Annotated in this window: 22 protein-coding genes and 1 pseudogene; 16 read left to right on the top strand and 7 right to left on the bottom strand. The window is 74.0% G+C overall.

The annotated features are described in order from the left end of the window. The first annotated feature begins 49 nt into the window (after positions 1 to 49). Entirely contained in the window at positions 50 to 823 is a 774-nt protein-coding gene (locus ABT296_RS32580; protein ID WP_351932685.1) for a TIGR02452 family protein, read from the top strand. Positions 824 to 881: 58 nt separating this feature from the next. On the opposite strand, the gene ABT296_RS32575 is transcribed toward ABT296_RS32580, so the two are convergent. Then, positions 882 to 1337, bottom strand: coding sequence for a type II toxin-antitoxin system PemK/MazF family toxin (locus tag ABT296_RS32575; protein ID WP_351932672.1), 456 nt, complete (start codon positions 1335 to 1337; stop codon positions 882 to 884). 106 nt (positions 1338 to 1443) lie between these two features. Next, entirely contained in the window at positions 1444 to 2868 is a 1425-nt protein-coding gene (locus ABT296_RS32570) for an amidase (protein WP_351932670.1), read from the bottom strand. Positions 2869 to 3139: 271 nt separating this feature from the next. On the opposite strand from ABT296_RS32570, the gene ABT296_RS32565 reads away from it, so the two are divergent. The 3 genes from ABT296_RS32565 to ABT296_RS32555 all read left to right on the top strand — a co-directional run bounded on the left by ABT296_RS32565 (position 3140) and on the right by ABT296_RS32555 (position 9283). Beyond that, entirely contained in the window at positions 3140 to 4531 is a 1392-nt protein-coding gene (locus ABT296_RS32565; protein WP_351932668.1) for a glycoside hydrolase family 43 protein, read from the top strand. Positions 4532 to 4620: 89 nt separating this feature from the next. Next, positions 4621 to 5688 (top strand): hypothetical protein, encoded by a 1068-nt coding sequence (locus ABT296_RS32560; protein ID WP_351932666.1) that lies wholly within the window; start codon positions 4621 to 4623, stop codon positions 5686 to 5688. A gap of 220 nt (positions 5689 to 5908) precedes the next feature. Continuing rightward, positions 5909 to 9283: a pyruvate carboxylase gene (locus ABT296_RS32555; protein ID WP_351932664.1), complete on the top strand. Its 3375-nt coding sequence runs from the start codon at positions 5909 to 5911 to the stop codon at positions 9281 to 9283. Positions 9284 to 9320: 37 nt separating this feature from the next. Here the strand turns inward: ABT296_RS32555 and ABT296_RS32550 are convergent, their stop codons facing one another. Beyond that, the gene (locus ABT296_RS32550; RefSeq protein ID WP_502977379.1) at positions 9321 to 9992 is read right to left on the bottom strand and encodes a class I SAM-dependent methyltransferase; all 672 of its coding nucleotides are present in this window, start codon (positions 9990 to 9992) and stop codon (positions 9321 to 9323) included. Positions 9993 to 10105: 113 nt separating this feature from the next. Here ABT296_RS32550 and pgm point away from each other — a divergent pair, with 113 nt between their 5' ends. The 5 genes and pseudogenes from pgm (at position 10106) to ABT296_RS32525 (ending at position 15654) form a co-directional block, all read left to right on the top strand. Continuing rightward, a complete protein-coding gene (pgm, locus tag ABT296_RS32545; RefSeq protein WP_351932659.1) occupies positions 10106 to 11746 on the top strand; it encodes a phosphoglucomutase (alpha-D-glucose-1,6-bisphosphate-dependent) in 1641 nt (546 codons plus the stop codon). 1 nt (position 11747) lies between these two features. Beyond that, entirely contained in the window at positions 11748 to 12311 is a 564-nt protein-coding gene (locus ABT296_RS32540) for a hypothetical protein (RefSeq protein WP_351932657.1), read from the top strand. Positions 12312 to 12359: 48 nt separating this feature from the next. Beyond that, a pseudogene (locus tag ABT296_RS32535) lies at positions 12360 to 12692 on the top strand (STAS domain-containing protein); the annotation flags it as partial. A gap of 132 nt (positions 12693 to 12824) precedes the next feature. After that, complete coding sequence (locus tag ABT296_RS32530) at positions 12825 to 13181, top strand: STAS domain-containing protein (protein ID WP_351932683.1); 357 nt, start codon at positions 12825 to 12827, stop codon at positions 13179 to 13181. After that, a complete protein-coding gene (locus ABT296_RS32525; RefSeq protein WP_351932655.1) occupies positions 13174 to 15654 on the top strand; it encodes a hypothetical protein in 2481 nt (826 codons plus the stop codon). Before ABT296_RS32530 ends, ABT296_RS32525 begins: the two co-directional genes overlap by 8 nt. Positions 15655 to 15666: 12 nt before the next feature. On the opposite strand, the gene ABT296_RS32520 is transcribed toward ABT296_RS32525, so the two are convergent. Continuing rightward, complete coding sequence (locus tag ABT296_RS32520; RefSeq protein WP_351932653.1) at positions 15667 to 16185, bottom strand: GNAT family N-acetyltransferase; 519 nt, start codon at positions 16183 to 16185, stop codon at positions 15667 to 15669. A 7-nt stretch (positions 16186 to 16192) separates the two neighbouring features. Here ABT296_RS32520 and ABT296_RS32515 point away from each other — a divergent pair, with 7 nt between their 5' ends. From ABT296_RS32515 to ABT296_RS32495, 5 genes are all read left to right on the top strand, one after another. Further along, a complete protein-coding gene (locus tag ABT296_RS32515) occupies positions 16193 to 16777 on the top strand; it encodes a helix-turn-helix domain-containing protein (protein ID WP_351932681.1) in 585 nt (194 codons plus the stop codon). Beyond that, the gene (locus tag ABT296_RS32510; RefSeq protein ID WP_351932651.1) at positions 16774 to 17955 is read left to right on the top strand and encodes an MFS transporter; all 1182 of its coding nucleotides are present in this window, start codon (positions 16774 to 16776) and stop codon (positions 17953 to 17955) included. The genes ABT296_RS32515 and ABT296_RS32510 overlap by 4 nt, the downstream gene beginning before the upstream one ends. Before the next feature lie 91 nt (positions 17956 to 18046). Next, positions 18047 to 19720: a tetratricopeptide repeat protein gene (locus ABT296_RS32505; protein WP_351932649.1), complete on the top strand. Its 1674-nt coding sequence runs from the start codon at positions 18047 to 18049 to the stop codon at positions 19718 to 19720. Positions 19721 to 19879: 159 nt separating this feature from the next. Next, positions 19880 to 21091 (top strand): cation:proton antiporter, encoded by a 1212-nt coding sequence (locus ABT296_RS32500; protein ID WP_351932647.1) that lies wholly within the window; start codon positions 19880 to 19882, stop codon positions 21089 to 21091. A gap of 644 nt (positions 21092 to 21735) precedes the next feature. Further along, positions 21736 to 22590: a fructosamine kinase family protein gene (locus ABT296_RS32495; protein WP_351932645.1), complete on the top strand. Its 855-nt coding sequence runs from the start codon at positions 21736 to 21738 to the stop codon at positions 22588 to 22590. Positions 22591 to 22605: 15 nt separating this feature from the next. Here ABT296_RS32495 and ABT296_RS32490 read toward each other — a convergent pair whose 3' ends face one another. Continuing rightward, a complete protein-coding gene (locus ABT296_RS32490) occupies positions 22606 to 23064 on the bottom strand; it encodes a MarR family winged helix-turn-helix transcriptional regulator (protein WP_351932643.1) in 459 nt (152 codons plus the stop codon). A gap of 233 nt (positions 23065 to 23297) precedes the next feature. On the opposite strand from ABT296_RS32490, the gene ABT296_RS32485 reads away from it, so the two are divergent. Further along, on the top strand, positions 23298 to 23654 hold the full coding sequence (locus ABT296_RS32485; protein WP_351932641.1) for a hypothetical protein: 357 nt from the start codon (positions 23298 to 23300) through the stop codon (positions 23652 to 23654). A gap of 46 nt (positions 23655 to 23700) precedes the next feature. Here ABT296_RS32485 and ABT296_RS32480 read toward each other — a convergent pair whose 3' ends face one another. Then, positions 23701 to 24729 (bottom strand): saccharopine dehydrogenase family protein, encoded by a 1029-nt coding sequence (locus tag ABT296_RS32480; protein WP_351932639.1) that lies wholly within the window; start codon positions 24727 to 24729, stop codon positions 23701 to 23703. A gap of 100 nt (positions 24730 to 24829) precedes the next feature. Between ABT296_RS32480 and ABT296_RS32475 the strand changes: the two genes are divergently transcribed. Further along, positions 24830 to 25795, top strand: coding sequence for a helix-turn-helix domain-containing protein (locus tag ABT296_RS32475; protein WP_351932637.1), 966 nt, complete (start codon positions 24830 to 24832; stop codon positions 25793 to 25795). On the opposite strand, the gene ABT296_RS32470 is transcribed toward ABT296_RS32475, so the two are convergent. After that, on the bottom strand, positions 25792 to 26724 hold the full coding sequence (locus ABT296_RS32470) for an FkbM family methyltransferase (protein WP_351932635.1): 933 nt from the start codon (positions 26722 to 26724) through the stop codon (positions 25792 to 25794). The two genes, ABT296_RS32475 and ABT296_RS32470, sit on opposite strands and share 4 nt — an antisense overlap. Positions 26725 to 26803 lie beyond the last annotated feature (79 nt).

The raw sequence follows: 26803 nt of genomic DNA, 5'->3' as shown, positions 1-26803 counted from the left end.
CGAGGCTGAAGACGAGCATCGGCCCGAGGACGCTGCCGACGTAGGTGGAGTGGATGTCGGTCAGGGTCAGCCAGCTCCGCCCGACGGCCGCGAGGTGACCATCTCGGACGCGGTACGGGCCGCGAGGCGCGGCACGCGCCTGTACGGGCCCGAGCCCGTGCCGGTGCCCACGGCGCCGCCCCTGACGACATCCGTCGAGGTCACCGGCGAGAGCAGCCTGGAGGCGGCCCGCCGGCTCGGCCCGGGCACGGCCGTACTGAACTTCTCCTCGGCCCGCAACCCGGGCGGCGGCTACCTCAACGGCGCCCAGGCCCAGGAGGAGGCCCTGTGTCGCGCCTCGGCGCTGTACACCTGCCTGATCGAGGTCCCGGAGTTCTACGACCACCACCGCAGGCACCGGGACGCCTTCTACACGGACCGTGTCATCCACTCACCCGCCGTGCCCGTCTTCCGGGACGACCGCGGGCGCCTGCTGGACGAGCCGTACCTGGCCGGTTTCCTCACCTCCCCGGCGCCGAACGCAGGCGTCGTCCGGCGTACGGCGCCGGAACGCGCCGCCGCACTCCCGCGGGCCCTCGCGGCACGCGCCGAGCGGGTGTTGGAGGCGGCGGCCGCGGAGGGGTACCGCAGGCTGGTGCTGGGCGCCTGGGGGTGCGGGGTGTTCCAGAACGACCCGGCCCAGGTCGCGGAGGCGTTCCGGGCGCTGCTCGCGCCCGGGGGCCGGTTCGCGGACCGGTTCGAGCAGGTGGTGTTCGGCATTCTGGACCGCACCCCGCAGGCCGCGGTCCGGACAGCTTTCGAGCGGACGTTCGCGGACTGGTAGCCGGGGAGCGTACGGGTGCGGCTGCCGGACCGGTGGCCGTGGAGCGCGCCGGCGCGGCTCACTGCCAGCCGTAGCGCTCCCGCAGCCGGTTGCGGACCAGGTTGAACCGCATCCGGTCCAGCGCGCACGCCTCGCGCCGCATGCCCCGCTCGTGCAGCCGCAGCACCCGGTCCACGTCCACCCAGGAGTCCCGCCCCGTGCGGTCCCAGGGGCCGTTGCCGATCGGCACCCAGTCCCGGTCCGCGTCGTGCCGCTTGCTGGACAGCTGCACGGCGAGGAAGGTGCCGCCCGCCTCCCGCGCCACGACCAGCACCGGGCGGTCCTTGCCCCGGCCGTCGTTCTCCTCGTACGGCACCCAGGTCCACACGATCTCCCCGGGGTCGGGGTCGCCGTCGTGCGCGGGCGAGTACTCGGTGCGCACCCGGCCGACCCCGCGCGGGTCGGCCTCCACGGTGGCGAACCGGCCCTGACGGCCGGGGGCGTTCTCTTCGGTCTCTTCGGTGGACGCAGTCACGCCCCACACCGTAGAGCGTGGCCCACGGCGAACCGACGCCGGGCACCTTGCCGTTGACCGGGGCGCGCAGGCCGCCGTCCGGCGGGGGCGGCCGTCGCGACAGGCCCTACGCGGCCGGCGCCTCCGTGGCGACCTGTCCCGGCGGCCACGCCTCGTGCCAGCGCAGCTCCGCCTCCAACTGGGCGGCGAGCGAGATCAGCAGGGGTTCGCTGTGGGCCGGCCCGAGGAGTTGGGCGCCGACCGGGAGGCCGTCCCCGACGAACCCGGCCGGGACGTTGACGCCGGGCCAGCCCAGTACGTTCCACGGCCAGGCGAAGGGGCAGGCGGCGATGATGGCGCGGTCGGTGGCGAACCCGCCGAGCCCCGCTATCGCGCCGATCCGCGGCGGGGGAGCGGCCGTCGTCGGGGCGAGCATCACGTCGTAGGACTCGAAGAACGTGCCGATCCGGCGGTGCAGGACCGCCTCGGCGCGCCGGGCCGCCCTGAGCGGCGCCCCGCCCAGCAGCCGGCCCAGCCGGGCGGCGCCGTGGGTGCGCGGGTCGAGGAGGGCGGGGAAGGGCGAGTCGCCGACGAACTCCGCGATGCCGGCGGTCGCGCGGGGCACGAAGGTCAGCCCGATCTGCCCGTACGGCGGATCGGCCTCCTCCACGGTGTGCCCCGACGCGGCCAGCTTCTCGGCGAGTTCGACGATCCTCGCGCGCACCTCGGGCCGCAGCCGGGCCGGGGTCGCGGTGAAGGGCGGCTTCAGGGAGAGGGCGATGCGCAGCCGGCCGGGCTCGCGGACCGCGGCGGCCGAGGCGTCGACGGAGGCGGGGCGGTGCGGGTCGAGCGCGTGGTTGCCGCTCGCCGCGTCCAGCAGCAGGGCCGCGTCGGCGACCGTACGGGCCAGCGGGCCGTTGACCGTGATGCCCTGGAAGGACTCGCCGCGCGGCCAGGTCGAGATGCGGCCCCGCTGCGGCTTGATGCCGACCAGATGGGTCCACGACGCCGGTATCCGCACCGACCCGGCGCCGTCCGAGCCCAGCGCGGCGGGCACCAGTCCGGCGGCCACGGCCGCGGCGGAACCCCCGGAGGAACCGCCCGGGGTGTGGCCGGGGTTCCAGGGGTTGCGGGTGGCGCCGAAGGCCGGGCCCTCGGTGAACGGCCACTGGCCCAGCTCGCAGGTGTTGGTCTTGCCGACGATCACGGCCCCGGCCGCGCGCAGCCGCCGTACCGCCTCGCCGTCCTCGGCGACAGCGGGGTACTCACCCGGGCAGCCGAAGGCGGTGGGCTCACCGGCCACGTCCATGTCGTCCTTGACGGCGACCGGCACCCCGAGCAGCGGGAGCCGTGCCCCGGCGGCGAGCTCCCGGTCCGCCGCGTCGGCCTCGGCGAGGGCGGCCTCGGCCCGTACGACCCGGAAGGCGTTGAGGGTGCCCTGCGTGGCCTCGATCCGCGCCAGGGCCCGCTCGACCAGCGTCCGGGACGTCACCTCCCCGGCGGCCAGCGCGCGGGCGGACTCCGCCAGTCCTGCGGAACGGTCGAACGGCATGCGGAACACCTCCGTGGACGGCGTTGTCTACTGAACAGTAACCTCTGGGCCGCCGGGACGGAACGGCTCCGCCTCGCGCCGGACTTGGGTGCGTGATGCACCTTTCGCGGGCGGGCTGCATGCCTGCGCGAACCATTGACGCACTCCCGCCCCACCCCTACCTTCTGACCGATTTACCGAACTGAATCCGAAATACCGAACGCCCTGTCATGTCTCAGCCCAGTCGTGTATCTCAGTCCAGTTCCGCCGTGCGTCAGAGGGAGAGCCGCCCATGACCCCGCACCCGCATCCCCACCCCGCCCGCCGCGCCGTCCTGCGCACGCTGGCCGCGCTGCCCGCCTCCGCGCTCCTGCTGTCCGAGGCCCCGGGACTCCTCGGCGCCGCACACGCCGCCGCCCCGCCCAGCGGATCCGCCACCCGCTACACCATCGTCCCGTTCCCCAACAGCAACGACGGCACCGTCAACGTCTACCAGTCCGACGACGCCACCGACTTCCGCCTGCTGCGCTCCTCCGCCTACACCCCGCCCGCCGGGCGGATCCGCGACGCCAGCGTCATCCGGCACACCGACGGCTACTACTACGTCACCTACACCACCCGCACCTGGCAGGACACCAGCACCACGATCGGCTTCGCCCGCAGCGCCGACCGCCTCAACTGGACCTTCCTGTACGACCATCCGGTCCCGATCGCCAGGCTCTCCCGCGCCTGGGCGCCGGAGTTCTTCGTCGACACCGACGGCAGCGTCAACGTCGTCGTGTCCTGCTCCACCACCGACAACGAGTGGATCTTCACGCCCTATCTGCTGCGCGCGACCAACTCGGCCCTGACCGCCTGGACCTCACCCGTCGCGCTCTCCGGCATCGGCGCCAACCACATCGACACCTTCCTGGTCAGGATCGGCCCGACCTACCACGCCTTCACCAAGAACGAGACGACGAAGTACATCGAGTACGGCACCGCCACCTCCCTCACCGGCCCCTACACGCTCACCCGCACCGGCAACTGGGCCGGCTGGGGCAGCTACCGCGAGGGCCCGGCCCTGATCCAGCTCGACAACGGCGCATGGCGGATCTTCTTCGACGGCTACGGCGACGGCACCTACTACTACAGCGACAGCCGCGACACCTTCGCGACCTGGTCGGCGCCGGCCGCACTGCCCGCGATCTCGGGCACGGCACGCCACTTCACCGTGGTCAAGGAGACGGTGGCGGGCGGCCCGGCGGTGCCCCGGGACGTCACCCGCTCCCTCGGATCCGTCAACTACCCCACCCGTTACTGGCAGCAGCAGTCGGCGTTGCTCAACCTCCCCGTGGTCAGCGCCTCCAGTACCACCGCCGAGAAGCAGGCGGCCACCTTCACCGTCACCGCCGGCCTCGCCGACGCGACCGCCTGCTCCTTCCGCGACGCCTCGGGCAACTACCTGCGCCACTACGACTTCCGCGCCCGCTTCGACGCGAACAACGGCACCACGACCTTCGCCCGGGACGCCACCTTCATCGCCCGCGCGGGCACGGCGACCGGTTCCCTGCGCTTCGAGTCGTACAACTACCCGGGCCACTATCTGAGGCACTACGGCTACCAGCTGAGGGTCGAGCGCGCCGACGGCACCGACCTGTTCCGGCAGGACAGCTCCTTCACCCCGGTCACGGCCTGGGCCTGAGCCCGCACGGGAGGGAACCGCCGGCACGCCCCGGGCACTCTGTGGGTACGGGAACACCCCGCGGAACCACAGGAGATCAGGGGGTTGTGGTGAACCAGGTGCTCTACGCCGAGCGGTCGAGGAACCCGCTGTCGCGTACCGTCGAGCTGACCGAGCAGGGCCTGCGCAGGGGCTTTCGCACCACGCCCCTCGAAGAGCTGAACCTCGGCGCCATGGCGGAGGCGTACCTGCGCGGGCAGTGGCTCGGCGGCGGAGGTTCCGAACGCCCGCTCCAGCGGCTGGCGGACGGGCCCGGCGCCGTCCCGGTGACCCGCGCCACCGGCACCACGAAACCGTACAAGGTGCGCAACGCGGCCGAGTTCGCCCGCACCCTCGGCGAGCTGGCGGTCCGCCGCTGCGGCGGCCCCGACGGGGTCGCCGCCCTCGCCGGGCGGGCCCACGCCGAGGGCGTCCCGCTGTGGCTGGCCCGCCGCCACGCGTGGGGGCCCGCCGGACCCGTCACCGTCGCCGTGGACCGCAGCCTGGTCCGGGTGGACGTCTGGGCACCCGGCGCCCCCGTCGTACGGATCCGCGCGCCGTACGGATTCATCGGCGAGGGCGTCGATCCGTCCCAGGGGCTGCGCCTGACCGTCGGCGAGGCCCCGGCCCAGCTGACCTTCACCAGGAAGTTCCGCAAGTCCAAGAGCCGGGTCGAGGTGCGGTTCGGCGGCAACCGCTGGGAGCTGCGGCGGGAGAGCGCCCGCAGTTCCTGGCTGCTGCGCGACGAACACCGGGTGGCGCTGCTCAGCCGCCACCCGAGCCCGCCGGAACCCGAGCCCGGCACGATCCTGCTGCCCCTGACGCCCGTGCACCACGAGAGCGGCGACCCCCTGGACGCCGTCATGGCGCACGCCTTCGCCGTGGCCTTCGGCTTCGGCGACACGACGGGCTCCGCGCGCTTCCGCCGCGAACGCCGTCGGCGGATCGGCGGCGAGCCGGTCGCCCCGGACGAGTGGTGGGACCGGCCGTGGTTCAGCAACCTCGGACGCGGACGGGACGACAACGAGTCCGGCGGCTCCGACGGCTGGGGCTCGGACGGCGGCGACGGCGGCGACGGCTCCGGCGGGGGAGACGGGGGCGGGGGCGGCGACGGCGGCGGGGGTGGCGGCGGCGACTAGGCCGGCCGCGGTCGGAGGTGGGCGCCGGCGGGGGCGAGGGCGGGGGTGACTAGGACGGACGCGGGCGGGTAGGCGGGCCGACCGGAGCCGGAAGAGGGCGCTCCCGGTCCGGGAGAGTGAAGCGTGGTGTGTTAGTCGCGTCCGTGGCCAGGTTCACATGGCGGACGCGAGGCGCGGCCGACACCATGGTGGCTCTCACCGGCAGGCGAAGGGATCACGAATGTTCCGCAAGGTGCTGGTCGCCAACCGTGGCGAGATCGCGATTCGGGCGTTCCGCGCGGGCTACGAACTCGGCGCGCGCACCGTCGCCGTCTTCCCGCACGAGGACCGCAACTCGCTGCACCGCCTGAAGGCCGACGAGGCCTACGAGATCGGCGAACCCGGGCACCCGGTGCGCGCCTACCTCTCCGTGGACGAGATCGTCGCCGCGGCCGTCCGCGCCGGAGCCGACGCCGTCTACCCCGGCTACGGCTTCCTCTCCGAGAACCCCGAGCTGGCCAGGGCCTGCGCCGAGGCGGGCATCACCTTCGTCGGCCCGGACGCCGACATCCTGGAACTCACCGGCAACAAGGCCCGCGCCGTCGCCGCCGCCCGCGAGGCAGGCGTCCCCGTGCTCGGCTCCTCCGCCCCCTCCAACGACATCGACGAACTCGTCCGCGCCGCCGACGACATCGGCTTCCCGGTCTTCGTCAAGGCCGTCGCGGGCGGCGGCGGGCGCGGCATGCGCCGCGTCGAGGACCCCGCCCAGCTCCGCGAGTCCATCGAGGCGGCCTCGCGGGAGGCGGCCTCCGCCTTCGGCGACCCCACCGTCTTCCTGGAGAAGGCCGTCGTCGAACCCCGCCACATCGAGGTCCAGATCCTCGCCGACGGCCAGGGCGACGTCATCCACCTCTACGAGCGGGACTGCTCGCTGCAGCGCCGCCACCAGAAGGTCATCGAACTCGCCCCCGCCCCCAACCTCGACCCCGACCTGCGCGACCGGATCTGCGCCGACGCCGTCCGCTTCGCCCGCCGCATCGGCTACCGCAACGCGGGCACCGTCGAGTTCCTCCTCGACCGCGACGGCAACCACGTCTTCATCGAGATGAACCCGCGCATCCAGGTCGAGCACACGGTGACCGAGGAGGTCACCGACGTCGACCTGGTCCAGGCCCAGCTGCGGATCGCCGCCGGCGAGAGCCTCGCCGACCTCGGACTCGCCCAGGAGACCATCACCCTGCGCGGCGCGGCCCTGCAGTGCCGTATCACCACCGAGGACCCCGCCAACGGCTTCCGCCCCGACACCGGCCAAATCAGCGCCTACCGCTCGCCCGGCGGCTCCGGCATCCGCCTGGACGGCGGCACCACCCACGCCGGCACCGAGATCAGCGCCCACTTCGACTCCATGCTGGTCAAACTGACCTGCCGGGGACGGGACTTCACCGCCGCCGTGGGCCGCGCCCGGCGCGCCGTCGCCGAGTTCCGCATCCGCGGTGTGGCCACCAACATCCCCTTCCTCCAGGCGGTGCTGGACGACGCCGACTTCCAGGCGGGCCGGGTCACCACCTCCTTCATCGAGCAGCGCCCGCACCTGCTCACCGCCCGCCACTCCGCCGACCGCGGCACCAAGCTGCTCACCTACCTGGCCGACGTCACCGTCAACCGGCCGCACGGCGAACGCCCCGACCTCGCCGACCCGATGGCCAAGCTGCCCCCGCTGCCCGAGGGCCGGCCCCCGGCCGGCTCGCGGCAACGGCTCGTCGAACTCGGCCCCGAGGGGTTCGCCCGCGCCCTGCGCGAGGCCCCCACCCTCGGCGTCACCGACACCACCTTCCGCGACGCCCACCAGTCGCTGCTCGCCACCCGCGTCCGCACCAAGGACATGCTCGCCGTCGCCCCGGTCGTCGCCCGCACCCTGCCCGAACTGCTCTCCCTGGAGTGCTGGGGCGGCGCCACCTACGACGTCGCCCTGCGCTTCCTCGCCGAGGACCCCTGGGAGCGGCTCGCCGCCCTGCGCGAGGCCGTGCCCAACATCTGTCTGCAGATGCTGCTGCGCGGACGCAACACCGTCGGCTACACCCCCTACCCCACCGAGGTCACCGACGCCTTCGTGCAGGAGGCCGCGGCCACCGGCATCGACATCTTCCGCATCTTCGACGCCCTCAACGACGTCGACCAGATGCGCCCCGCCATCGACGCCGTCCGCGAGACCGGGACCGCGGTCGCCGAGGTGGCCCTGTGCTACACCGCCGACCTGTCCGACCCGAACGAGCGGCTCTACACCCTCGACTACTACCTGCGGCTCGCCCAGAAGATCGTCGACGCGGGCGCCCACGTCCTCGCCGTCAAGGACATGGCCGGACTGCTGCGCGCCCCGGCCGCCGCCACCCTCGTATCGGCGCTGCGCCGCGAGTTCGACCTGCCGGTGCACCTGCACACCCACGACACCGCGGGCGGCCAGCTCGCCACCTACCTCGCCGCCGTGCAGGCCGGCGCGGACGCCGTGGACGGGGCGGTGGCCTCCATGGCGGGCAGCACCTCGCAGCCGTCGCTGTCCGCGATCGTCGCCGCCACCGACCACTCCGCCCGTCCGACCGGCCTCGACATCCACGCCGTCGGCGACCTGGAGCCGTACTGGGAGAGCGTCCGCAAGGTCTACGCCCCCTTCGAGGCGGGCCTGCCCGCGCCGACCGGCCGCGTCTACCACCACGAGATCCCCGGCGGGCAGCTGTCCAACCTGCGCACCCAGGCCGTCGCGCTCGGCCTCGGCGACCGCTTCGAGGACATCGAGGCGATGTACGCCGCCGCCGACCGGATGCTGGGCCGGCTGGTGAAGGTCACCCCGTCCTCGAAGGTCGTCGGCGACCTGGCGCTGCACCTGGTGGGCGCGGGCGTCTCCCCGGCCGACTTCGAGTCCGACCCCGACCGGTTCGACATCCCCGACTCCGTCATCGGCTTCCTCCGCGGCGAGCTGGGCACCCCGCCCGGCGGCTGGCCCGAGCCCTTCCGCAGCAAGGCGCTGCGCGGCCGGGGCGAGGCCAAGCCGCCGACCGAGCTGACCGCCACCGACCGTGAGGGCCTGGTCAAGGAGCGGCGCTCCACCCTCAACCGGCTGCTGTTCCCCGCCCCGACCCGCGAGTTCGAGGCGCACCGCCAGAGCTACGGCGACACCAGCGTCCTCGAAAGCAAGGACTTCTTCTACGGCCTGCGCCAGGCCAAGGAGTACGCCATCGACCTCGAACCCGGGGTGCGGCTGCTGATCGAGCTCCAGGCGGTCGGCGAGGCCGACGAGCGCGGGATGCGCACCGTGATGTCCACCCTGAACGGCCAGTTGCGGCCCCTCCAGGTCCGCGATCGCTCGGTCGCCTCGGACGTCCCCGCCACCGAGAAGGCCGACCGCGCCAACCCCGGCCATGTCGCGGCGCCGTTCGCGGGCGTGGTCACCCTCGCCGTCGCCGAGGGCGACCGGGTGAGCGCCGGGGCGACGGTGGCGACCATCGAGGCGATGAAGATGGAGGCGTCGATCACCGCCGCCAAGGACGGCACGGTCTCGCGGCTCGCCGTGAACCGGGTCCAGCAGGTCGAGGGCGGCGACCTCCTGGTGGAGATCGCCTGAGGTCGGTGGAGATCGCCCGAGGCCGGTCGCCCGAGCCTCACAACTCCCGTCGGCAGTACAGGTAGAGGTGGGGCTCCGGCCCCGCTCCGGGATGGTCCGGGGTGAAGACGGTGCTGTCACTGGACAGCACCGTCAGCCCCGCCGCCTCGACCATGGCGGTGAAGTCCGCCTCGGCGAAACTCGTCGCCCGGACCGGCTGGCCCATGAAGACGATCTCCAGGTCCTCCACGTCCGCGGGCACGGTGGCCAGCACCAGATGCCCACCGGGCTTGAGCGCCCGCGCCAGCCGCCGCACCAGCGTGGACTGCTCCTCACGGGTCATCTGGAGCAGCGAGAAGAACACGCACACCCCGTCGAAGAAGCCCTCCTCCAGAGGGAGTTCACGGATGTCGGCCCGGCGGAACTCGGCGTCCGGGACCTGACGGGCGGCGAGTTCCACCATCACCGGGGAGATGTCCACGCCGACCACGGAGTGCCCCGCACCGGTGAGCACCGCGGCGGTGGGCCGCCCGGTGCCGCTGCCCACGTCCAGCGTCCACGCGGAGACCGGCAGCCGCCCGATCAGCCACTGCAGCGCGGCCAGATGTGCGGGGGCCTGCGCGAACGCCTTCTCGTAGTCGGCGCCCAGCGCGTCGAACACCACTGCGGCGGGCGGGCGTTGGTCCTCTTGAGGCACGTCGGATCTCCCTTTTCGCTCGTCGGCCCGCATCGTCGCACCCGGTGGACGCGGGCCACAACGGCGGCCGGTGCGCGTCCGCGCGCCCCCGGCAGGGGAGAATGAGGGCCTCACCGACGGTCGAACCCTTGCGGAGGAGCGGGAAGATGCAGGACGAGCGAGCGGGACAGGTCGCCGGGCCCGAGGACCTCATCGACGTGGCACGCCTGGTCACGGCGTACTACGCGCTGCGCCCCGACCCGGCCGACCCCGCGCAACGGGTCGCGTTCGGCACCTCCGGGCACCGCGGCTCGTCCCTCGCGGCCGCGTTCAACGACGACCACATCGCCGCCACCAGCCAGGCCATCTGCGAGTACCGCACCGCCCGGGGCACCGACGGCCCCCTCTTCCTCGGGGCCGACACCCACGCCCTGTCCGAGCCCGCCCGGGTCACCGCCCTGGAGGTGTTCGCCGCCAACGACGTCACCGTCCTCATCGACGAGGCGGACGGTTACACGCCCACCCCGGCCGTGTCGCACGCCATCCTCACCCACAACCGCGGCCGGACCTCGGGGCTCGCCGACGGCGTGGTCGTCACCCCCTCGCACAACCCGCCCGCCGACGGCGGCTTCAAGTACAACCCGCCGCACGGCGGCCCCGCCGGCTCCGAGGCGACCTCCTGGATCCAGGACCGCGCCAACGAGATCATCACCGGCGGCCTGAAGGACGTACGGCGCATCCCCCACGCCCGCGCGCTGGCCGCGCCCGGCACCGGCCGCCACGACTTCCTCGGCGCCTACGTCGCCGACCTGCCGAACGTGCTCGACCTCGACGCGATCCGCGCCGCCGGGGTGCGCATCGGCGCCGATCCGCTGGGCGGCGCCTCGGTGGCCTACTGGGGCCGGATCGCCGAACAGCACCGGCTCGACCTGACCGTGGTCAACCCGCTGACCGACCCCACCTGGCGCTTCATGACGCTGGACTGGGACGGCAAGATCCGCATGGACTGCTCCTCGCCGTACGCGATGGCCTCGCTCATCGAGCGGCGCGACCGGTTCGACATCGCCACCGGCAACGACGCCGACGCCGACCGGCACGGCATCGTCACCCCCGACGGCGGCCTGATGAACCCCAACCACTACCTGGCCGTGGCGATCTCCTATCTCTTCTCGCACCGCGAGCAGTGGCCGGCCGGCGCCGGGATCGGCAAGACCCTCGTCTCGTCGGGCATGATCGACCGGGTCGCGGCGGACGTCGGCCGGCCGCTCGTCGAAGTCCCCGTCGGATTCAAGTGGTTCGTCGACGGACTGTCCGACGGCACGCTCGGCTTCGGCGGCGAGGAGTCGGCGGGCGCCTCCTTCCTGCGCCGCGACGGATCGGTGTGGACCACCGACAAGGACGGCATCATCCTGGCCCTGCTCGCCTCCGAGATCACCGCGGTCACGGGGAGGACGCCGTCGCAGCACTACGCGCAGCTCACCGACCGCTTCGGCGCCCCCGCCTACGCGCGCGTCGACGCGCCGGCCTCCCGCGAGGAGAAGGCGCTGCTCGCGAAGCTCTCCCCGAGCCAGGTCACCGCCGACACCCTCGCCGGGGAACCCGTCACCGAGGTCCTCACCGAGGCCCCCGGCAACGGCGCCGCCCTCGGCGGCATCAAGGTCTCCACCGCCAGCGCCTGGTTCGCGGCCCGCCCTTCGGGCACCGAGGACGTGTACAAGATCTACGGCGAGTCCTTCCTCGGCCCGGACCACCTGGCCCGGGTCCAGGAGGAGGCCAGGTCGGTGGTGCTGGCGGCACTGGACGCCTGAGATGAGCGAAGCCGTGGTGACGGCACTCGTCGCCGCCGGCGCGGCGATCGGCGGCGGCGTGCTGACCGGCTGGTTCACGCTGGCCGCCGCCAAACGCCAGGCGGCGGCCGCGTGGGCGGCGGGCGAGCGCCAGGCCCAGGCCGCGTGGGAGGCGGGACGTCAACAGGCGGCCGCCGCCTGGGACGCCGGCCAACTCCAGGCCACGGCCCAGCTCGACGTCGCCCGCCGCACCCTCACCGAGCAGATCCTCGCCGGACAGCGGGAGGTGCGCCGGGCGGCCTACGTCGCCTACCTCGGCCGCACCGACGGCGCCCAACAGGCCCTGGCCGCCTGGCAGTCCGCCATCGGCACCACGGACGAGACCACCCGCCGCCGGGAGTACGACACGGCGATGGCCGCGGTCGGGGAAGCCCTGAACGTCGTACGGCTGGAGGGCCCGGAGCCCGTGACGACGGCGGCGGAGACCCTGCGCAACTCCCTTGCCACAAGCGCTGCGGGACCCCAACACCCCTTCGCGCAGAGGACGTTCCTGGACGCGGCACGCGCCGCGCTGACCCCTGTGTAGTACACGCGGGCGGATACGATCGACGGTGCCTTGAGGTGAGGGGGCCTGGTGCAGCTGAAGGTGTCGTACGAGGACCGGAGCGACGGGGTCACGGTCGTACGGGTGGAGAGCGAGGGCGGGGAGGGCGGCGCGCTTGACCTCCACTCGGCACCTGAACTCCGCTCGCTGCTGCTGCGGTTTGCGGAGGAGGGGCGGCTGATCATGGTCGTCGACCTCAGCGCGATGGACGACATCGACGGACACGGCATCGGCGTGTTAGTCGGGGTCCTAAAGCGCGTGCACTTGAGGGGCGGGGCGATGTCGCTGGTCGTCAGCGATGGGCGGATCCGGGATGTGCTGTCCCGAACCGGTCTGACCAAGTTCTTCCGCACCCACGGCGACGTTTCGAGCGCAATGGCGAAGCTGGCGGCCGACGCCGAGCAGCGACGTGCGGCCCATGCGGATCGCGCCGCCCGCAGGCAGCACCCGCTGGAGCAGGGCGTCATCGTTGCTGGCTGGTACACCTACGAGCACATCTCCGACCACATCACGCTGGTGAGCGTCCCCGATGCAGAGTCAGAAGCGCAGATAAGCGTCTATACGGCCCCAGCCCTGCGTACAGTGCTCGTCGACCTGATGAACCAGGGGCGGTACTTCCTTGTCGTAGATCTGACGTTCGTGGCCTTGTTGGACTCGACCGGACTCGGTGTGCTGGTGGGCTGCCTGAAGCGCCTCCGCGCGTACGACGGGGCGATCGTGCTGGTGGCGCCAACCGTGCGGATGCAGAAACTCTTGCGGGTTGTAGGTTTTCAGTATCTGTTTTCACAGTTTGACACGGTGGATGCCGCAGTCGAGTTCCTGGGACGACGGGTACCCCAAGCCTATGCCTGAACCTCAAGGGCACCGACGTCCCGCGCCCCACTGGGACCCCGTACGCCTCGGTGTCCATCCCGCCCCCGGCCTCGACGACACCGTCGACCTGCCGCCCACCGAGTACCTCCCGCGCCCCCACGACGAGACCCTGCGCGGTCTGCTGGCCCGTAGCGTGGCCGGCCGCGAGGGCGTGTTCGTGCTGCTCGTCGGGCGGTCGGCGAGCGGCAAGACCCGGGCCGCGTACGAGGCGGTGAAGGCGGTCCTGCCCGACTGGCCCGTACTGTTCCCGGCCGACGCCGAGGAGCTGGCCTCGGCGCGGGTCGGGCCGAGAACCGTGCTCTGGCTCGACGAGGCGCAGCGCTGCTTGAGCGGCGCCGCCGGCGAGTGCGCCGCTCGGGCGCTGACGCGGCTGCTGGACGACGTGGCACCGCTCGCCGTGGTGGGCACCATGTGGCCGGAGCACCTGAGGCGGCTGACGGAGCGCAGCCGTGGTGTAGAGGACGAGTTCCCGCACGCGCAGGCCCTGCTGACAGGGCGTCATATCCGGATTGCCGTCCCGGACACCCTCCCCGCCGACGCCCCGGAGGTCGCCGCCGCGGCCGCCCGCGACCCCCGTCTCGCCGCCGCCGTACGAGCCGCCGGCCCCGGGCACCGCGTGCTCCAGCACCTCACCGGCGGGCCGGAGTTGGTCCGCCGCTGGGCGATGGGCCCCGACCAGTGGTTCACCGCGCCCGAGCACGCCGTGCTCACCGCCGCCGTCGAAGCGCGCAGGCTCGGTCACGCCAGTGCCGTACCGGCGGGGCTGCTGAAGGAGGCCGCGGCCTGCTTCATGGACGCCACCGCCCGGGCCACCGCGGGCGAGGAATGGTTCCCCGCGGCCATCGGCTCGCTCACCACCGCGGCGGGAGGCCCCGTGCCACTGATCGCGGAACGCCACGAGCCGGGCGTCGGCAACCCGGACAGCTACCGCCCGGACGACTACCTGGAGCAGCACATCCGCCGGGTCAGGGGGCACCGCGCACCCCCGGCGGGCTTCTGGACGGCGGCCGCCTGGGCCAGGACCCCGGACGACCTGCACGCCTTCGCCCGGGCCGCGGAACGCCGCCGCCGCTACGGCTGTGCCGCCGCGCTCCACGCGAGGGCGCTGGAGCAGGGCCACGACCGGGCGCGTGCCTCACTGGCCCTGCTGCGGGAGACCACCGACGGACCGGCCGCCGCCGAGGAGACGGCCGCCGCGGACGCCGTCGCCTGGGCGGCCCTGGCGGTGGCGCGCGAGGCCAGGGGGGAGGAGGCGGGCACCCGCCTCGCCTATCGGCGCGCCGCCGAGGCGGGCGACGCGTGGGCCTGGTCCGCCCTGGCCCGCATCCACGAGGCGGACGGCGACCCGGTCGGCGCGGACGGTGTCGCCGCCGAGGCCGCGGCCCTCGGGCGGCCGCACGCCTGGCGGACCCTCGGCCGGATGCGGGCGGCCGACGCCGCGGCGGCGGCGAAGGCCTTCGAACAGGCGGTCAGCGCCGGCGACGCCTGGGGTCACCTCGGTCTCGCCCAGGCCGCCGAACGCGCCGACGACCTGCCGGAAGCGGTGCGGCACGCGACCCGGGCGGCCGAGGCGGGGATCACCGCGGCCTGGGCCCGGCTCGTACGGCTGCGCTGGGCGCTCGGCGACCGGACGGCGGCCGTCGCGGCCGCCACCCACGGAGCGGCCGGGGCGAACCCCGAGGGCTGGACCTTGCTCGCCCAACTGCGTCACGCCGCGGGCGACTTCTCCGGTGCCGTGGCGGCCCATCGCGAGGCGGCCGCCCAGGGTGTCGGCGCGGCCTGGCGCGAACTGGCGCTGCTCGCCGAGTCCGACGGAGACCGGGCCGGCGCCGAGGAGGCCGCGGCACAGGCCGTACGCCTGGGCGACCCGGAGGCGTGGACCGCCCTCGCCGAGGACCGGGCGGAACGCGGCGACGACGCGGGCGCCGCCCGCGCCGCCGCCGAGGCCGCCCGCGCCGGGGACGTGGAGGCGTGGACCACGCTTGCGCGCGGCCGGGAACGCGCGGGGGACACCGGGGGCGCGGAGGCCGCGGCCGATCTCGCCGCCGAGCGGGGATCGCCGACCGCGTGGGCCGCGCTGTCCCGGATGCGGGAACGGGCCGGGGACCGGGAGGGGGCCGAGCGGGCGGTGTCGCGCGCCGCGGCGCTCGGCGCGGGCGACGTGTGGACTGCGCTGGGCCGGGTGCGGGAGGCGGGCGGCGACCCGACCGCCGCCGAAGTCGCCTACGCGCGGGGCGCCGATGCCGGGGACACGGAGGCGTACGCCGCGCTCGGCGCGCTGCACCTGGAGCGCGGCCGGACGGCCGACGCCCGTGACGCCTACCGGTCGGCCGTGGACGCCGGTCTCCCGGACGCCTGGGAGGGCCTGCTGTCGGCACTGGCCGCACAGGCGCCGCGCGTCACCTCGGCGCGGACGGCGGAGCGGCTCCGGCGGACCGGCCTGGACCCCTGAGAACGCCGGCCGTCAGACCAGCGGCAGCTGCATCAGCGTCAGGTCGAACCAGCGGTCGAACTTGGTGCCGGCCTCCTTCATGGTGCCCACGAGCACGAAGCCCCGGCGCTCGTGGAGCCGGATCGACGTGGTGTTCCCGGACTCGATGGCCGCGATCATGCTGTGCATGCCGGCCGTGCGGGCCCGGTCGACGAGTGCGGTGAGCAGCGTGCCGCCGATGCCGAGACCGTGGAACTCCTCGCGGACGTAGACCGAGTCCTCCACCGTGTACCGGTAGCCCTCCAGGGCCCGCCACGGGGCGTAGGCCGCGTAACCGGCGATCTCGCCGTCCGCCTCCGCGACCAGCGCCGAGCCGCGGTCGAGATGGTCGGCGAACCAGGCCCGGCCCTCGGCGGGGGAGTGCGGGACCCGCGTCCACAGCGCCGTCGAGTGCTCGACGGCGTGATTGCGGATCGCGACCACGGCCTCGGTGTCCTCCGGCCGGGCCGCGCGGACCGTCACGCCCCCTCGCTTCTCGTATATTGGAATCATGTCCAATATGATAGATCCTCTGGTCGAGCGGATCGCCACCCGGATCCGCACGGAGCGGGAAGCCCGCCGGTGGACGCTCGCCCAGCTCGCGGACGCCTCCGGCGTGTCCCGGGCGATGATCAACCGGATCGAGCGCGGCGAGAGCAACCCCACGGCCGTCGTGCTGGGCAAGCTGTCCGCGGCCTTCCAGCTGAGCGTGGCCTCACTGCTCGCGCAGGCCGAGGAGGCGCCGGAGGTGACGGAACCGGCCGCGGCCGGGGTGCGGCGGCCGGCGGACGACCCCGAGTGGGTCGACCCCGAGACCGGCTACCGGCGCCGCCAGATCGCCGGTCCGCGCTTCCCCGCCGAGCTCGCGGAGATCCGCCTGCCGGCCGGGGCCCGCGTCCCCTACCCCGCCGCCGCCTTCGCCTTCCTCCACCAGCTCGTCTGGGTCCTGGAGGGACGGCTCACCTTCCACGACGGCGACACCGCCCACGAACTCGGCCCCGGCGACGTCATCGAACTCGGCGACCCCGCCCCCCGCGTCTTCGCCAACACCGCCGACACCGACTGCCGCTACGCCGTCCTCCTCAGCCGCACGGACCGGCCGTGACCCGCACCCCGCGCCGGGGTACCACCGCGCTGCTCGCCGTCATGGCCGGTACGGCGATAGCCGACAACTACGCGCTCCAGCCGGCCCTGACCGTCGTCGCCGCCGACCTGGACGTGCCGGTCTCCGCGATCGGCCTCGTCCCCTCCGCCGCGCTCGCCGGCTCGATGACCGGCTTCGCCCTGCTGCTGCCCCTCGCCGACCGCATCGCCCCCAACCGCCTGGCCGCCGCCCACTTCACCGCCCTCGCCGCCGCCCTGGTGCTGGCCGCCACCGCCTCCGACGCGGCCGTGCTGGTCGCCGCCCATGTGATCATCGGCGCCGCCGCCGCGGTGGCCGCCCAGGCGAACGTGATCGCGGGACGCCTCGCCGCACCGGGCCGCCGAGGTGCCGCCGTCGCCCTCGTGGCGACCGGCCTGTCCGCCGGGATCCTGCTCGGCCGGCTGGTCGGCGGCGCCCTCACCGATCTGCTCGGCTGGCGCGCGATGCTCCTGGTCTGCGCCGCCCTCGCCGCGCTCGGCGCCGTCGCGGCCGCCCTGCTGCTGCCCGCCGAACGCCCCCGCGCGGGCACCCCCTACCGGGCCGCCCTGGCCGCGCTGCCCCGGCTTCCGCTGCGCGAGGCCCGCCTGCGGCGCGCCGTCGCCACCGGCGGCCTGTGGTACTTCGCGTTCACGCTGCTGTGGGTCGGACTCGCCCTCGCCCTGGCCCGGCCCCCGCACTCCCTGGACCCCACCGCCATCGGCCTGCTGGGCCTGGCCGGCCTGCTCGGCTTCGCCGTACTGCCTTTCACCGGCCGTATCGTCGACCGGCGCTCGCCCCACACCGTCATGACCGCCGCCGTCGCCGTCGCGGCGAGCGGCGCCCTGCTGATCGCCCTCGCGCCCGGCAGCGTCATCGCCGTCGTCGTCGGGCTCGCCGTGTTCGACGCGGGCTGCTTCGTGGCGCAGGCCGCCAACCAGAGCGTGGTCATCGGCATCGACCCCGCCAACTCCGGCAGCCTCAGCGGCGCGTACCTGGTGCTGTACTTCGCGGTCGGCGCCCTCGGCACCGCCCTCGCCGGCCCCCTGACCGACGCCGTCGGCCTGCGCGGCACCACCGGCGCCGCCCTGGCCGCCCTCGTCGCGGCGGCTGTCCTCGCCCGCACCGCCCGGACCCCGGACCGGGTGCCCAGCCCCTCGTAAGGGTGAGGCAAATCGGCGGGAGGCGGGGCAGAACGCTCGGTCTCGGGAAGAATTGCAGACTCCCAGCAGGCGACACCGTCAGGAGTCCACCGTGGAGTACTACGACCTCGGCCCGCACGGCCGGACCGTCACCACCGCATCGCCCGAGGCCCAGCTCTGGTTCGACCGCGGCCTGACCTGGACGTACGCCTTCCACCACGAGGAAGCGGTCGCCTGCTTCCAGAAGGCCGCCGCGGCCGACCCCGACTGCGCCATGGCCCACTGGGGCATCGCCTACGCCCTCGGACCGAACTACAACAAGCCCTGGGAGTTCTTCGACGAGCGGGACCTGGTCCGCACCGTCGAGCGCACCCACGACGCCGTCGAGGCCGCCCACGCCAGGGCGGCCGGCTGCACCCCCGTCGAACAGGCCCTCATCACCGCCCTGCGCGCCCGCTACCCGCAGGCCAAGGCCGTCGAGGACTGCTCGGTGTGGAACGCCCCCTACGCCGACGCCATGCGCGCCGTCCACCAACTCGCCCCCGACGACCCGGACATCGCGACCCTCTACGCCGACGCGCTGATGAACCTCACCCCCTGGCAGCTGTGGGACCTGCGCACCGGGGAACCCGCCGAGGGCGCCCGCACCGTCGAGGCCAGGCAGGTGCTGGAGCGGGTCATCGACGCGCCCGAGGGACGGCTGCACCCCGGCGTCCTGCACCTGTACATCCACCTGATGGAGATGTCGCCCACGCCCGAGGCGGCCCTGACCCCCGCCGACCGGCTGCGCGGACTCGTGCCCGACGCCGGCCATCTGCGCCACATGCCCTCGCACCTGGAGGTCCTGTGCGGGGACTACCGGCGCGTCGTCTCCGACAACACCGACGCCATCCGCGCGGACGAGAAGGTCCTGGAGCGCTCCGGGCCGATGAATTTCTACACCCTCTACCGCGCGCACAACTACCACTTCAGGATCTACGGCGCGATGTTCCTCGGCCAGTCGCGGACCGCCCTGGAGACCGCCGACCAGCTGGAGGCGGCCGTACCGGAGGAACTGCTGCGGGTGGAGAGCCCGCCCATGGCCGACTGGCTGGAGGCGTTCCTCGCCATGCGCGTCCACGTCCTGATCCGCTTCGGCCGCTGGTCCGACATCCTCGACCTGCCCCGGCCCGCCGACCCCGAGCTGTACAGCATGACCACCGCGATGCTCCACTACGCCCGCGGAGTCGCCCTCTCCGCCACCGGCCGCGTCCCCGAGGCCGAGGAGGAACAGCGGCTGTTCCGGGCGGCGGCGCCCCGCGTCCCCGAGACCCGCATGCTGTTCAACAACACCTGCGCCGACATCCTCGCCATCGCCGCGGCCATGCTGGAGGGCGAACTGGAGTACCGCAAGGGCCGGTTCGAGGCCGCCTTCGCCGCCCTGGAACGCTCCGTCGAACTCTCCGACAACCTCCCCTACGACGAACCCTGGGGCTGGATGCAGCCCACCCGGCACGCCTACGGCGCCCTCCTCCTGGAACAGGGCCGCCTCGCCGAGGCCGAGGCGGTCTACCGGGCCGACCTGGGCCTGGACGGCACCCTGCCCCGGGCCTGCCAGCACCCCGGCAACGTCTGGGCGCTGCACGGACTCCACGAGTGCCTCACCCGCCTGGGCAAGGACGGCGAGGCGCGGATCATCGCCCAACAGCTGTCGGTCGCTGCCGCGTTGGCGGACGTACCCGTGGAGTCGTCCTGCTTCTGCCGCCTCGACGCGCCGACGGGCTCCGCGGGGGGTTGCTGCTCCTGAGAGATGGGTGTCGTCCCCGATGGTCCGGGCAGGTCGGGGCGTGGCACGGTGACGTAGTACCGGCGAAACCGTCGCCGCACCGGACGTAAGGAGTGCCGCTCATCCACCCCCGCACGGTCGCATCGATCCCGAAGGTCCACCGGTCCGAGGGGGTGAACCGTGGGACACGCTGACAGCCTCCTGGCCATGGGCGGCGCCTTCCTCGCCGCGGCCGTCCTGGCCCGTCTCGGCAGCCGCATCGGACTGCCCACCATCCCGCTGTTCACCCTCGCGGGCATCCTGCTCGGCCCGCACACGCCGGGGCTCGTCATCGTCGAGGACCCCCACGACTTCGAGATGCTCTCGGCGCTCGGCCTGGTCCTGCTGCTGTTCTACCTCGGCCTGGAATTCCACCTGGACGACCTCAAGAGCGGCGGCAGGCGGCTGCTGACCGCCGGCGGCGTCTATCTGCTGCTCAACGTCGGCGCCGGACTGGGCTTCGGCTTCGCGCTGGGCTGGGGCACCCGCGAGGCGCTGGTGCTGGCCGGGGTGCTCGGGATCTCCTCGTCCGCGATCGTCACCAAGATCCTCATCGACCTGGGGCGAATAGGCCGCCCCGAGACCCGGCTGATCCTCGGCGTCATCGTCGTCGAGGACATCTTCCTCGCCCTGTACCTGGCGGTGCTCCAGCCGGTGATCGGCGGCGCCGAGGGCGTCGGCGAGATGGTCCTCCAGGCGTCGAAGGCGTTCGGGTTCCTGCTGGTGCTGGCCGCCGTGGCCCGCTGGGGCACCCGGTTGGTCGGGCGGGCGATCCAGGTCCGCGACGACGAAGTCCTCGTCATCAGCTTCCTCGGCGCCGCGGTGCTCGTCGCCGGCGTCTCCGAGGTGCTCGGGGTCGCCGACGCCATCGGCGCGTTCATGGTCGGACTGATCCTCGCCGGGACCTCCTCCGGTCCGCGGATCCGGGACCTGGTGCACCCGCTGCGGGACGCCTTCGCGGCGATCTTCTTCTTCGCCTTCGGCCTGGCCATCGACCCCGGCGACTTCGCGCAGGTGGCGCTCCCGGTCGCCGCCGCGGCCCTGCTGACGATCGTGATGAACGTGCTCGCGGGCCTGTGGGTGGCCCGGCTGTACGGCTACGGGCCGGGACCGGCCGCGGACATCGCCACGACCCTCGTCGCCCGAGGGGAGTTCGCGCTGATCCTCGCCGCGATGGCGGCGGGCGCCGGACTCGACCAACGGCTGGCGCCGTTCATCGCCGGATACGTACTGGTCCTCGCCGTACTGGGCCCGGTGGCCGCGGGCCGCGCCGACTGGCTGGCCCGCCTCATCGCCAAGACCCCTCGCCGCAAGCGGGAGTTGGTCGAAGCGGGAAGCGGCAGCGGCACGTAGCGCTGCCGCTTTGGACCTGACTCCGGCCGCGGTGCCCGGCGCGGCTCCACCATGGGCGACCAGCCGCTGCGCCGGGGCCGAACCCCGTGAGTTCCACCGCACTGATCGTGCGGCGGCACCGCGAGGTTGGGCCCCGGGCCGCGGCAAGGGCGGCGCCACCGCCGCCGGCACCGGCGTGCCCCGGACGGCGGCGGGTGAACACCAACTCAGGCTTAGAGGAGGAGAGTTGAGGTTCACCAGCCGGTGCGGCGTCGAGCACGACCACGTACAGCCGCCGCCCGTCCGGGCGAGCGGCGACCGAGGGACGGCGGTGCGCCGCCGTCCGCCCGACAGCCCGGCGGCCGACCCCTCGCGCATCCCGCTCTCCGGACCGGCGCCCGCCGGACCCGGCCGGCGTCCGCGCAGACACCGCAGCCCCCGCCCGCCGCCGGACCGGCCTCGTTCACGCCGACACCGCAGCCCCGCCGCCGCTGGCTGGTTCATGAGTTCGATGGCCCTGCTGTCGCTGGTCTGCATCCCGGCCCAGCCCGAGACCAGGGACCGCGATCTCGACCAGGTCCGACCCCCCCCGGTACACGGTCGCCGTGCCCCCGCCCCCGGCTTCTGGACCGGCCGGGCCGGGGGCGCGGCCCTACGCTGCCGTCATGGAGGAGAGCGAGCAGGCCGCGCGCTTCACGGGCCGGACCGCGGTGGCCGAGAGGCGGCTGTCCGGCGCGCTCACCGAGGTCACCCTCGACGACGGGCGGGTGGTGATGGTCAAGGGTGCCGCGGGCGGCCCGGGTTCGGTGCGGGCGGAGGCGGCGGGCCTGCGCTGGCTCGCGGACGCGGGTGCGGTGCGGGTGCCGTACGTGCACGGGTACGACGAGCGCTGGCTGGTGACGGACCGCGTCCCGACGGGCCGTCCGAGCCCCGGCGCGGCGGAGCGCCTGGGCCGCGACCTGGCCGTACTGCACGCGGCGGGCGCCCCGGCGTTCGGCTCACCGCCACCGGGCGGTCCCCGGGAGGCGTACATCGGGCTCGCCCGCATGCACAACGCCGAGGGCGGCGACTGGCCGCGCTGGTACGCGGAGCACCGGGTGCTGCCGTACGTGCGCCTCGCGGTCGACGAAGGCACGCTGACCATGCCGGAGGCCGGGGTCCTGGAGCGGGTCTGCGAACGGCTGCCCGAGCTGTCGGGGCCCGCCGAGCCGCCGGCCCGCCTCCACGGCGACCTGTGGAACGGCAACGTCCTGTGGGCCGCCGACGGCGAGGCCCGGCTGATCGACCCGGCCGCGCACGGCGGTCACCGGGAGACCGACCTGGCGATGCTCCACCTCTTCGGCTGCCCCCACCTGGACCGGCTGCTCGCCGGGTACGAGGAGCGGGCGCCGCTCGCCGCCGGATGGCCCGGCCGGATCGCCCTGCACCAGCTGTTCCCGCTGCTCGTGCACGCGGTCCTGTTCGGCCGGGGCTACGCGGAACAGGCCCTGGCGGCCGCCGGGTCGGCGATGGCGCGCTGAGCGGGAGCGGCCCGTTCAGACGGGGACGCGGAGCGTCTCCACCGCCCGGACCAGCGGGGCCAGTTCGGGGTTGGCGGCGGCCTGGTCGAGGGCCTCGCGCAGGGCCTTCTCGTTGGTGGGGCGGGCCTCTTCGAGGAGCTCCAGGCCCGCCTCGGTGACATCGGTGTAGATGCCTCGGCGGTCGGTGGGGCAGAGGTAGCGGGAGAGCAGGCCGCGGTCCTCCAGGCGTGTCACCAGACGCGTGGTGGCGCTCTGGCTGAGGACCACGGCGTCGGCGACCTGCTTCATCTGGAGGTGGCCGCCCTCCCCGCTGTGCTGCCGGCTCAGGACGTCGAGCAGCGAGTACTCCCGGACGCTGAGGTCGTGTCCCGCCTGGAGGGCGCGCTCGATGTGGGCCTCGATCCGCCCGTGCAGCAGCGAGAGCGCGCACCAGCCCTGGGCGAGGGCGGTGAGTGCGGGATCTGTGGCGGTCATGGGGCCGTCTCCTCCGTCCGGTGTGCGTGCCACCCAGGATATGGCATCCGCGAAATTGTCGTCGTGCGCAAGTATAGCTCGCATGCAAGTAAATGGCGTCGACCCCGTACCCGATACTCGTCGGCCCCGCACCCGATACTCGCTGGCCCCGCCCCCGTACCCCCGCTAGCGTTCCCGCACACCTGGCCGGCCGGCACCGACGGCCGGTACCACCGACGGAGAAGTGAACCGAGATGACCGGCCGCCCGACCGCGACGACGACCCTCTGGCGCCCCACCGGCCCCGAGGAGCTGGCCCTGGTCCGTGAGCTGGACTGGCGCGCCTGGCCGCCCCGGCTCCCCGAGCAGCCGATCTTCTACCCGGTGCTCGACGAGGAGTACGCGGTGAGGATCGCCCGGGACTGGAACGTCAAGCACAGCGGCGCCGGGTTCGTGACCCGCTTCGAGGTCGAGTCCGACTTCCTGAGCCGCTACCCCGTCCAGCAGGCGGGCGGGCGGACCATCCTGGAGCTGTGGGTGCCGGCCGAGGAGCTCGACGAGTTCAACGCGCACATCGTCGGGCCCATCGAGGTGATCCACGAGTTCCGCTGACCCGGCTCCGGCCGGAGGCGCCCCGCCGGGGGCGCCTCCGCCCGGTTCACGCGGGCAGTTCCACCGCGAGGTGGGCGGACAGCGCCCGCAGGAAGTCCGGGGCGTCGAAGGCCGCGCCCGCCGAGACGACGCCCTTCGCGCGGATCCGCCCGCTCAGGACACGGTCCACCGCCTCCACGGCGAGGGGCGCGCTGACCGCGTAGATGTCCCGGCCCCGGGCGACCGCCCGCCGCTCCCGGCCCGCCGAGCGCACCACCACGTCGACGAGGAAGGTCTGCTCGGAACGCCCGCTCCCGTCGGCCGCCGTCGGCGCCGGGGTCTCCGGGGCCGACAGGTCCCTGGCCGCCTCGGCCGTCATGTAGGTGCGCACCACGGGCACGGACAGATGGCTGGGCACGGTGACGACGTCGGCCATCGTGAACTCCGCGACCACCGGCCGCGAGCCCAGCGGCTCGGGGAACGGCCAGTCCTGCGTGGTCACCGCGTCGTCGTGGTACTCGATCCGGCCCCCGGCGAAGCGGACCCGCCTGCCCCCGCGCCGCTCCCGGGACACGTCGCCCGCGATCCGCGTCCCGGCGGTGGGGTGCCAGCCGCTCAGTCCGTACGCCACGTGCACCTCGTCGGCGCTCGTCCAGTCGCCCGCGGCGGCCGTGGCCAGCAGGTCGCCGAGTCCGCCGTAGAACGCCATCGCCGGTACGACCACCGCCCCCGCCGTGCGGGCGCGCTCGTCGAAGTGCGTGAACGTGTCGAGGTTCGCCTCGATCTCGGCCGCCACGTCCACGTAGGGGATGCCGGCGCGCAGGGCCGCCTCGATCACCGGTCCGGCGGTGACGGCGAACGGCCCGGCGGCGTTGATCACGGCCGCCGTGCCGGTCAGCGCGCGGTCCAGCGAGGCCGGGTCGTCGACCGTCGCCACCCGGGCGTCCAGCTCCTGACCTTCCGTCATCTCCCGCAGCCTGTCGGCGTCCCGGCCCGACAGCACCGGCACGTACCCCCGGTCCAGCAGCTCCGCCACCACGAACCGCCCGGTGTGCCCGTAGGCCCCGAACACCGCGACCCGCCGGCCCGTTCCCATGGTCTCTCCCCGCTCTCGTCCGTTCCGTCGTGACCATCCTGGCCGGAACGCACACCCCGGCGTGAGTGTCCGGAACGACAGCGCCCGTACAATTACGGACATGGGGACAGTCGCGTTCGCGCTCACCGACGGGATGCTGCACTTCGAACTGGCCGTGGCCCAGGAGGTGTTCGGGTCCCGCCCCGACGCCGTGCCCGGACCCTGGTACGAGGTGAGCGTGTGCGGACCCGGCCCGGTGCGGCTCGACCGCTTCCTGCTGGAGCCCGACCGCGGCCTGGACCGGCTCCCGTGCGCCGACACGGTGATCGTGCCCGGCTGGGCGGACATCGACGTCGAACCGCCCGCCGAACTGGTCGACGCGGTGCGTGCCGCGCACGAGGCGGGCAGCCGGGTGGCCTCCCTGTGCACCGGCGCGTTCGTGCTGGCCGCCGCCGGACTGCTGGACGGCAGACGCGCGACCACGCACTGGGCGCACACGGACGTCCTGGCCGCCCGCCATCCCCGGGTGACCGTCGACCCGGACGTGCTCTACGTCGACAACGGCACCGTCCTCACCTCGGCGGGGAAGGCCGCAGCCCTGGACCTGTGCCTGCACCTGGTCCGCCGGGACCGCGGCTCTGGCGTCGCCAACGCGGTGGCCCGGCGCCTGGTCGTCCCTCCCCACCGGGCGGGCGGCCAGGCCCAGTTCGTCACCACGCCGGTGCCCGCCCGGGACGACCATCCGCTCGCCGCGCTGCTGCCCTGGGTGATGGCCCGCCTCGACCAGCCGCTCACCGTGGAGGACCTGGCCCGCCGGGCCCGGACCAGCTCACGCACGCTCGGCCGGCACTTCCGGGCGGCGACCGGCACCACCCCGCTGCAGTGGCTGCTCAACCAACGCATCCGGCGGGCGCAGGAGTTGCTGGAGACCTCCGACGAGAGCGTCGACGCCATCGCGGTCGCCACCGGCATGGGCACCGCGACGACCCTGCGCCGCCACTTCAACCGCACCCTGGGCGTCCCCCCGGACACCTACCGCCGCACCTTCCGCGCCGCCCGCCCGGACGGCGCCCGACCCTCCGGCTAAGCCGCCGCGGGGGCGGCCTTCGGGCGCATCATCACGCAGTCGAACTCCACCACACGCCCGGTGGCCGCCTCCCGGGTCACCGGATACATTCCGGTGATCTCGAAGCCGCCCGCCTCGTACGCGGCGACCGCCTCGCCCATGCCCGGGCTGCCCTCGTACAGCCGCAGCACCGCGACCTCCGACTGAAGCCCCACGAAGTCGGCGGTCCGCTCCCCGGCCCCGGCGAACACCTCCAGGTCGTAGCCCTGGGTGTCCATCTTCAGGAACGGGCGCGGCTCGGACAGCCCGTCGAGCGCCTCGTCCAGTACGGCGTCCAGACGCCGGACGCGGATCTCCTCGGTGCGGGTGGTGCCGAAGCGCCTGTAGCGGTCGCGGCCGTAGTCGCTCGCCGGGAGAAGGGAGTTCATGGTGTTCCAGCCGACGTGGATCTCGGCGACCGTGTCCTCGCGGCCCAGTCCACAGTGGTGCACCCGCCACTCGGGATCGCCCTCGGCGGCCTCGCTCAGCTTCGCGTACGCCTCCGCGGTGGGCTCGAAGGAGACGATCCGGCCGGTGTAGCCGTGCCGGCGCAGCCGCTTGGCGTACTGGCCGCGGTTGGCGCCGACGTCGAGGACGCAGTTCACGCCGTACAGGTCGAGCATCGCGGTGACGTGCTGCATGCACAGGTACTCGGCCGCCGCCATCTGGAGTCTGCGCTCGTCCGCGGCCGACTCCCTGCCGAGCACCAGCCGGGCCCCGCTGCTTCCGAGCGGGACGCTGGTCCAGCGGTCCGAGGTGCCGCCGCGCAGGACGAGCCAGGCGTCCTTGCCCGCCCCGGTCGCCGTGTACCGGCCGCGCCGGGAGACCAGCGCGGTGCCCGGCGCGAGGTCCGTCACCCGCACACCGAGACGGGGCAGTGACCGGAGCAGTCTGCGGTAGAGGGTCTGCATCCGCCCACCCTCGCAGAGTCGGCCCGAATCGGTCGCCCGTTTGAACGCTTTCCAACGGGCAGACGGCGTAAGGGGGTTG

Origin of the sequence: Streptomyces sp. NPDC000983, from assembly GCF_040299205.1 — a bacterium.
Taxonomy (GTDB): Bacteria; Actinomycetota; Actinomycetes; order Streptomycetales; family Streptomycetaceae; genus Streptomyces.
Note: the sequence above shows the minus strand (reverse complement) of the source record. Positions and strands in the feature narration are given on the sequence as shown.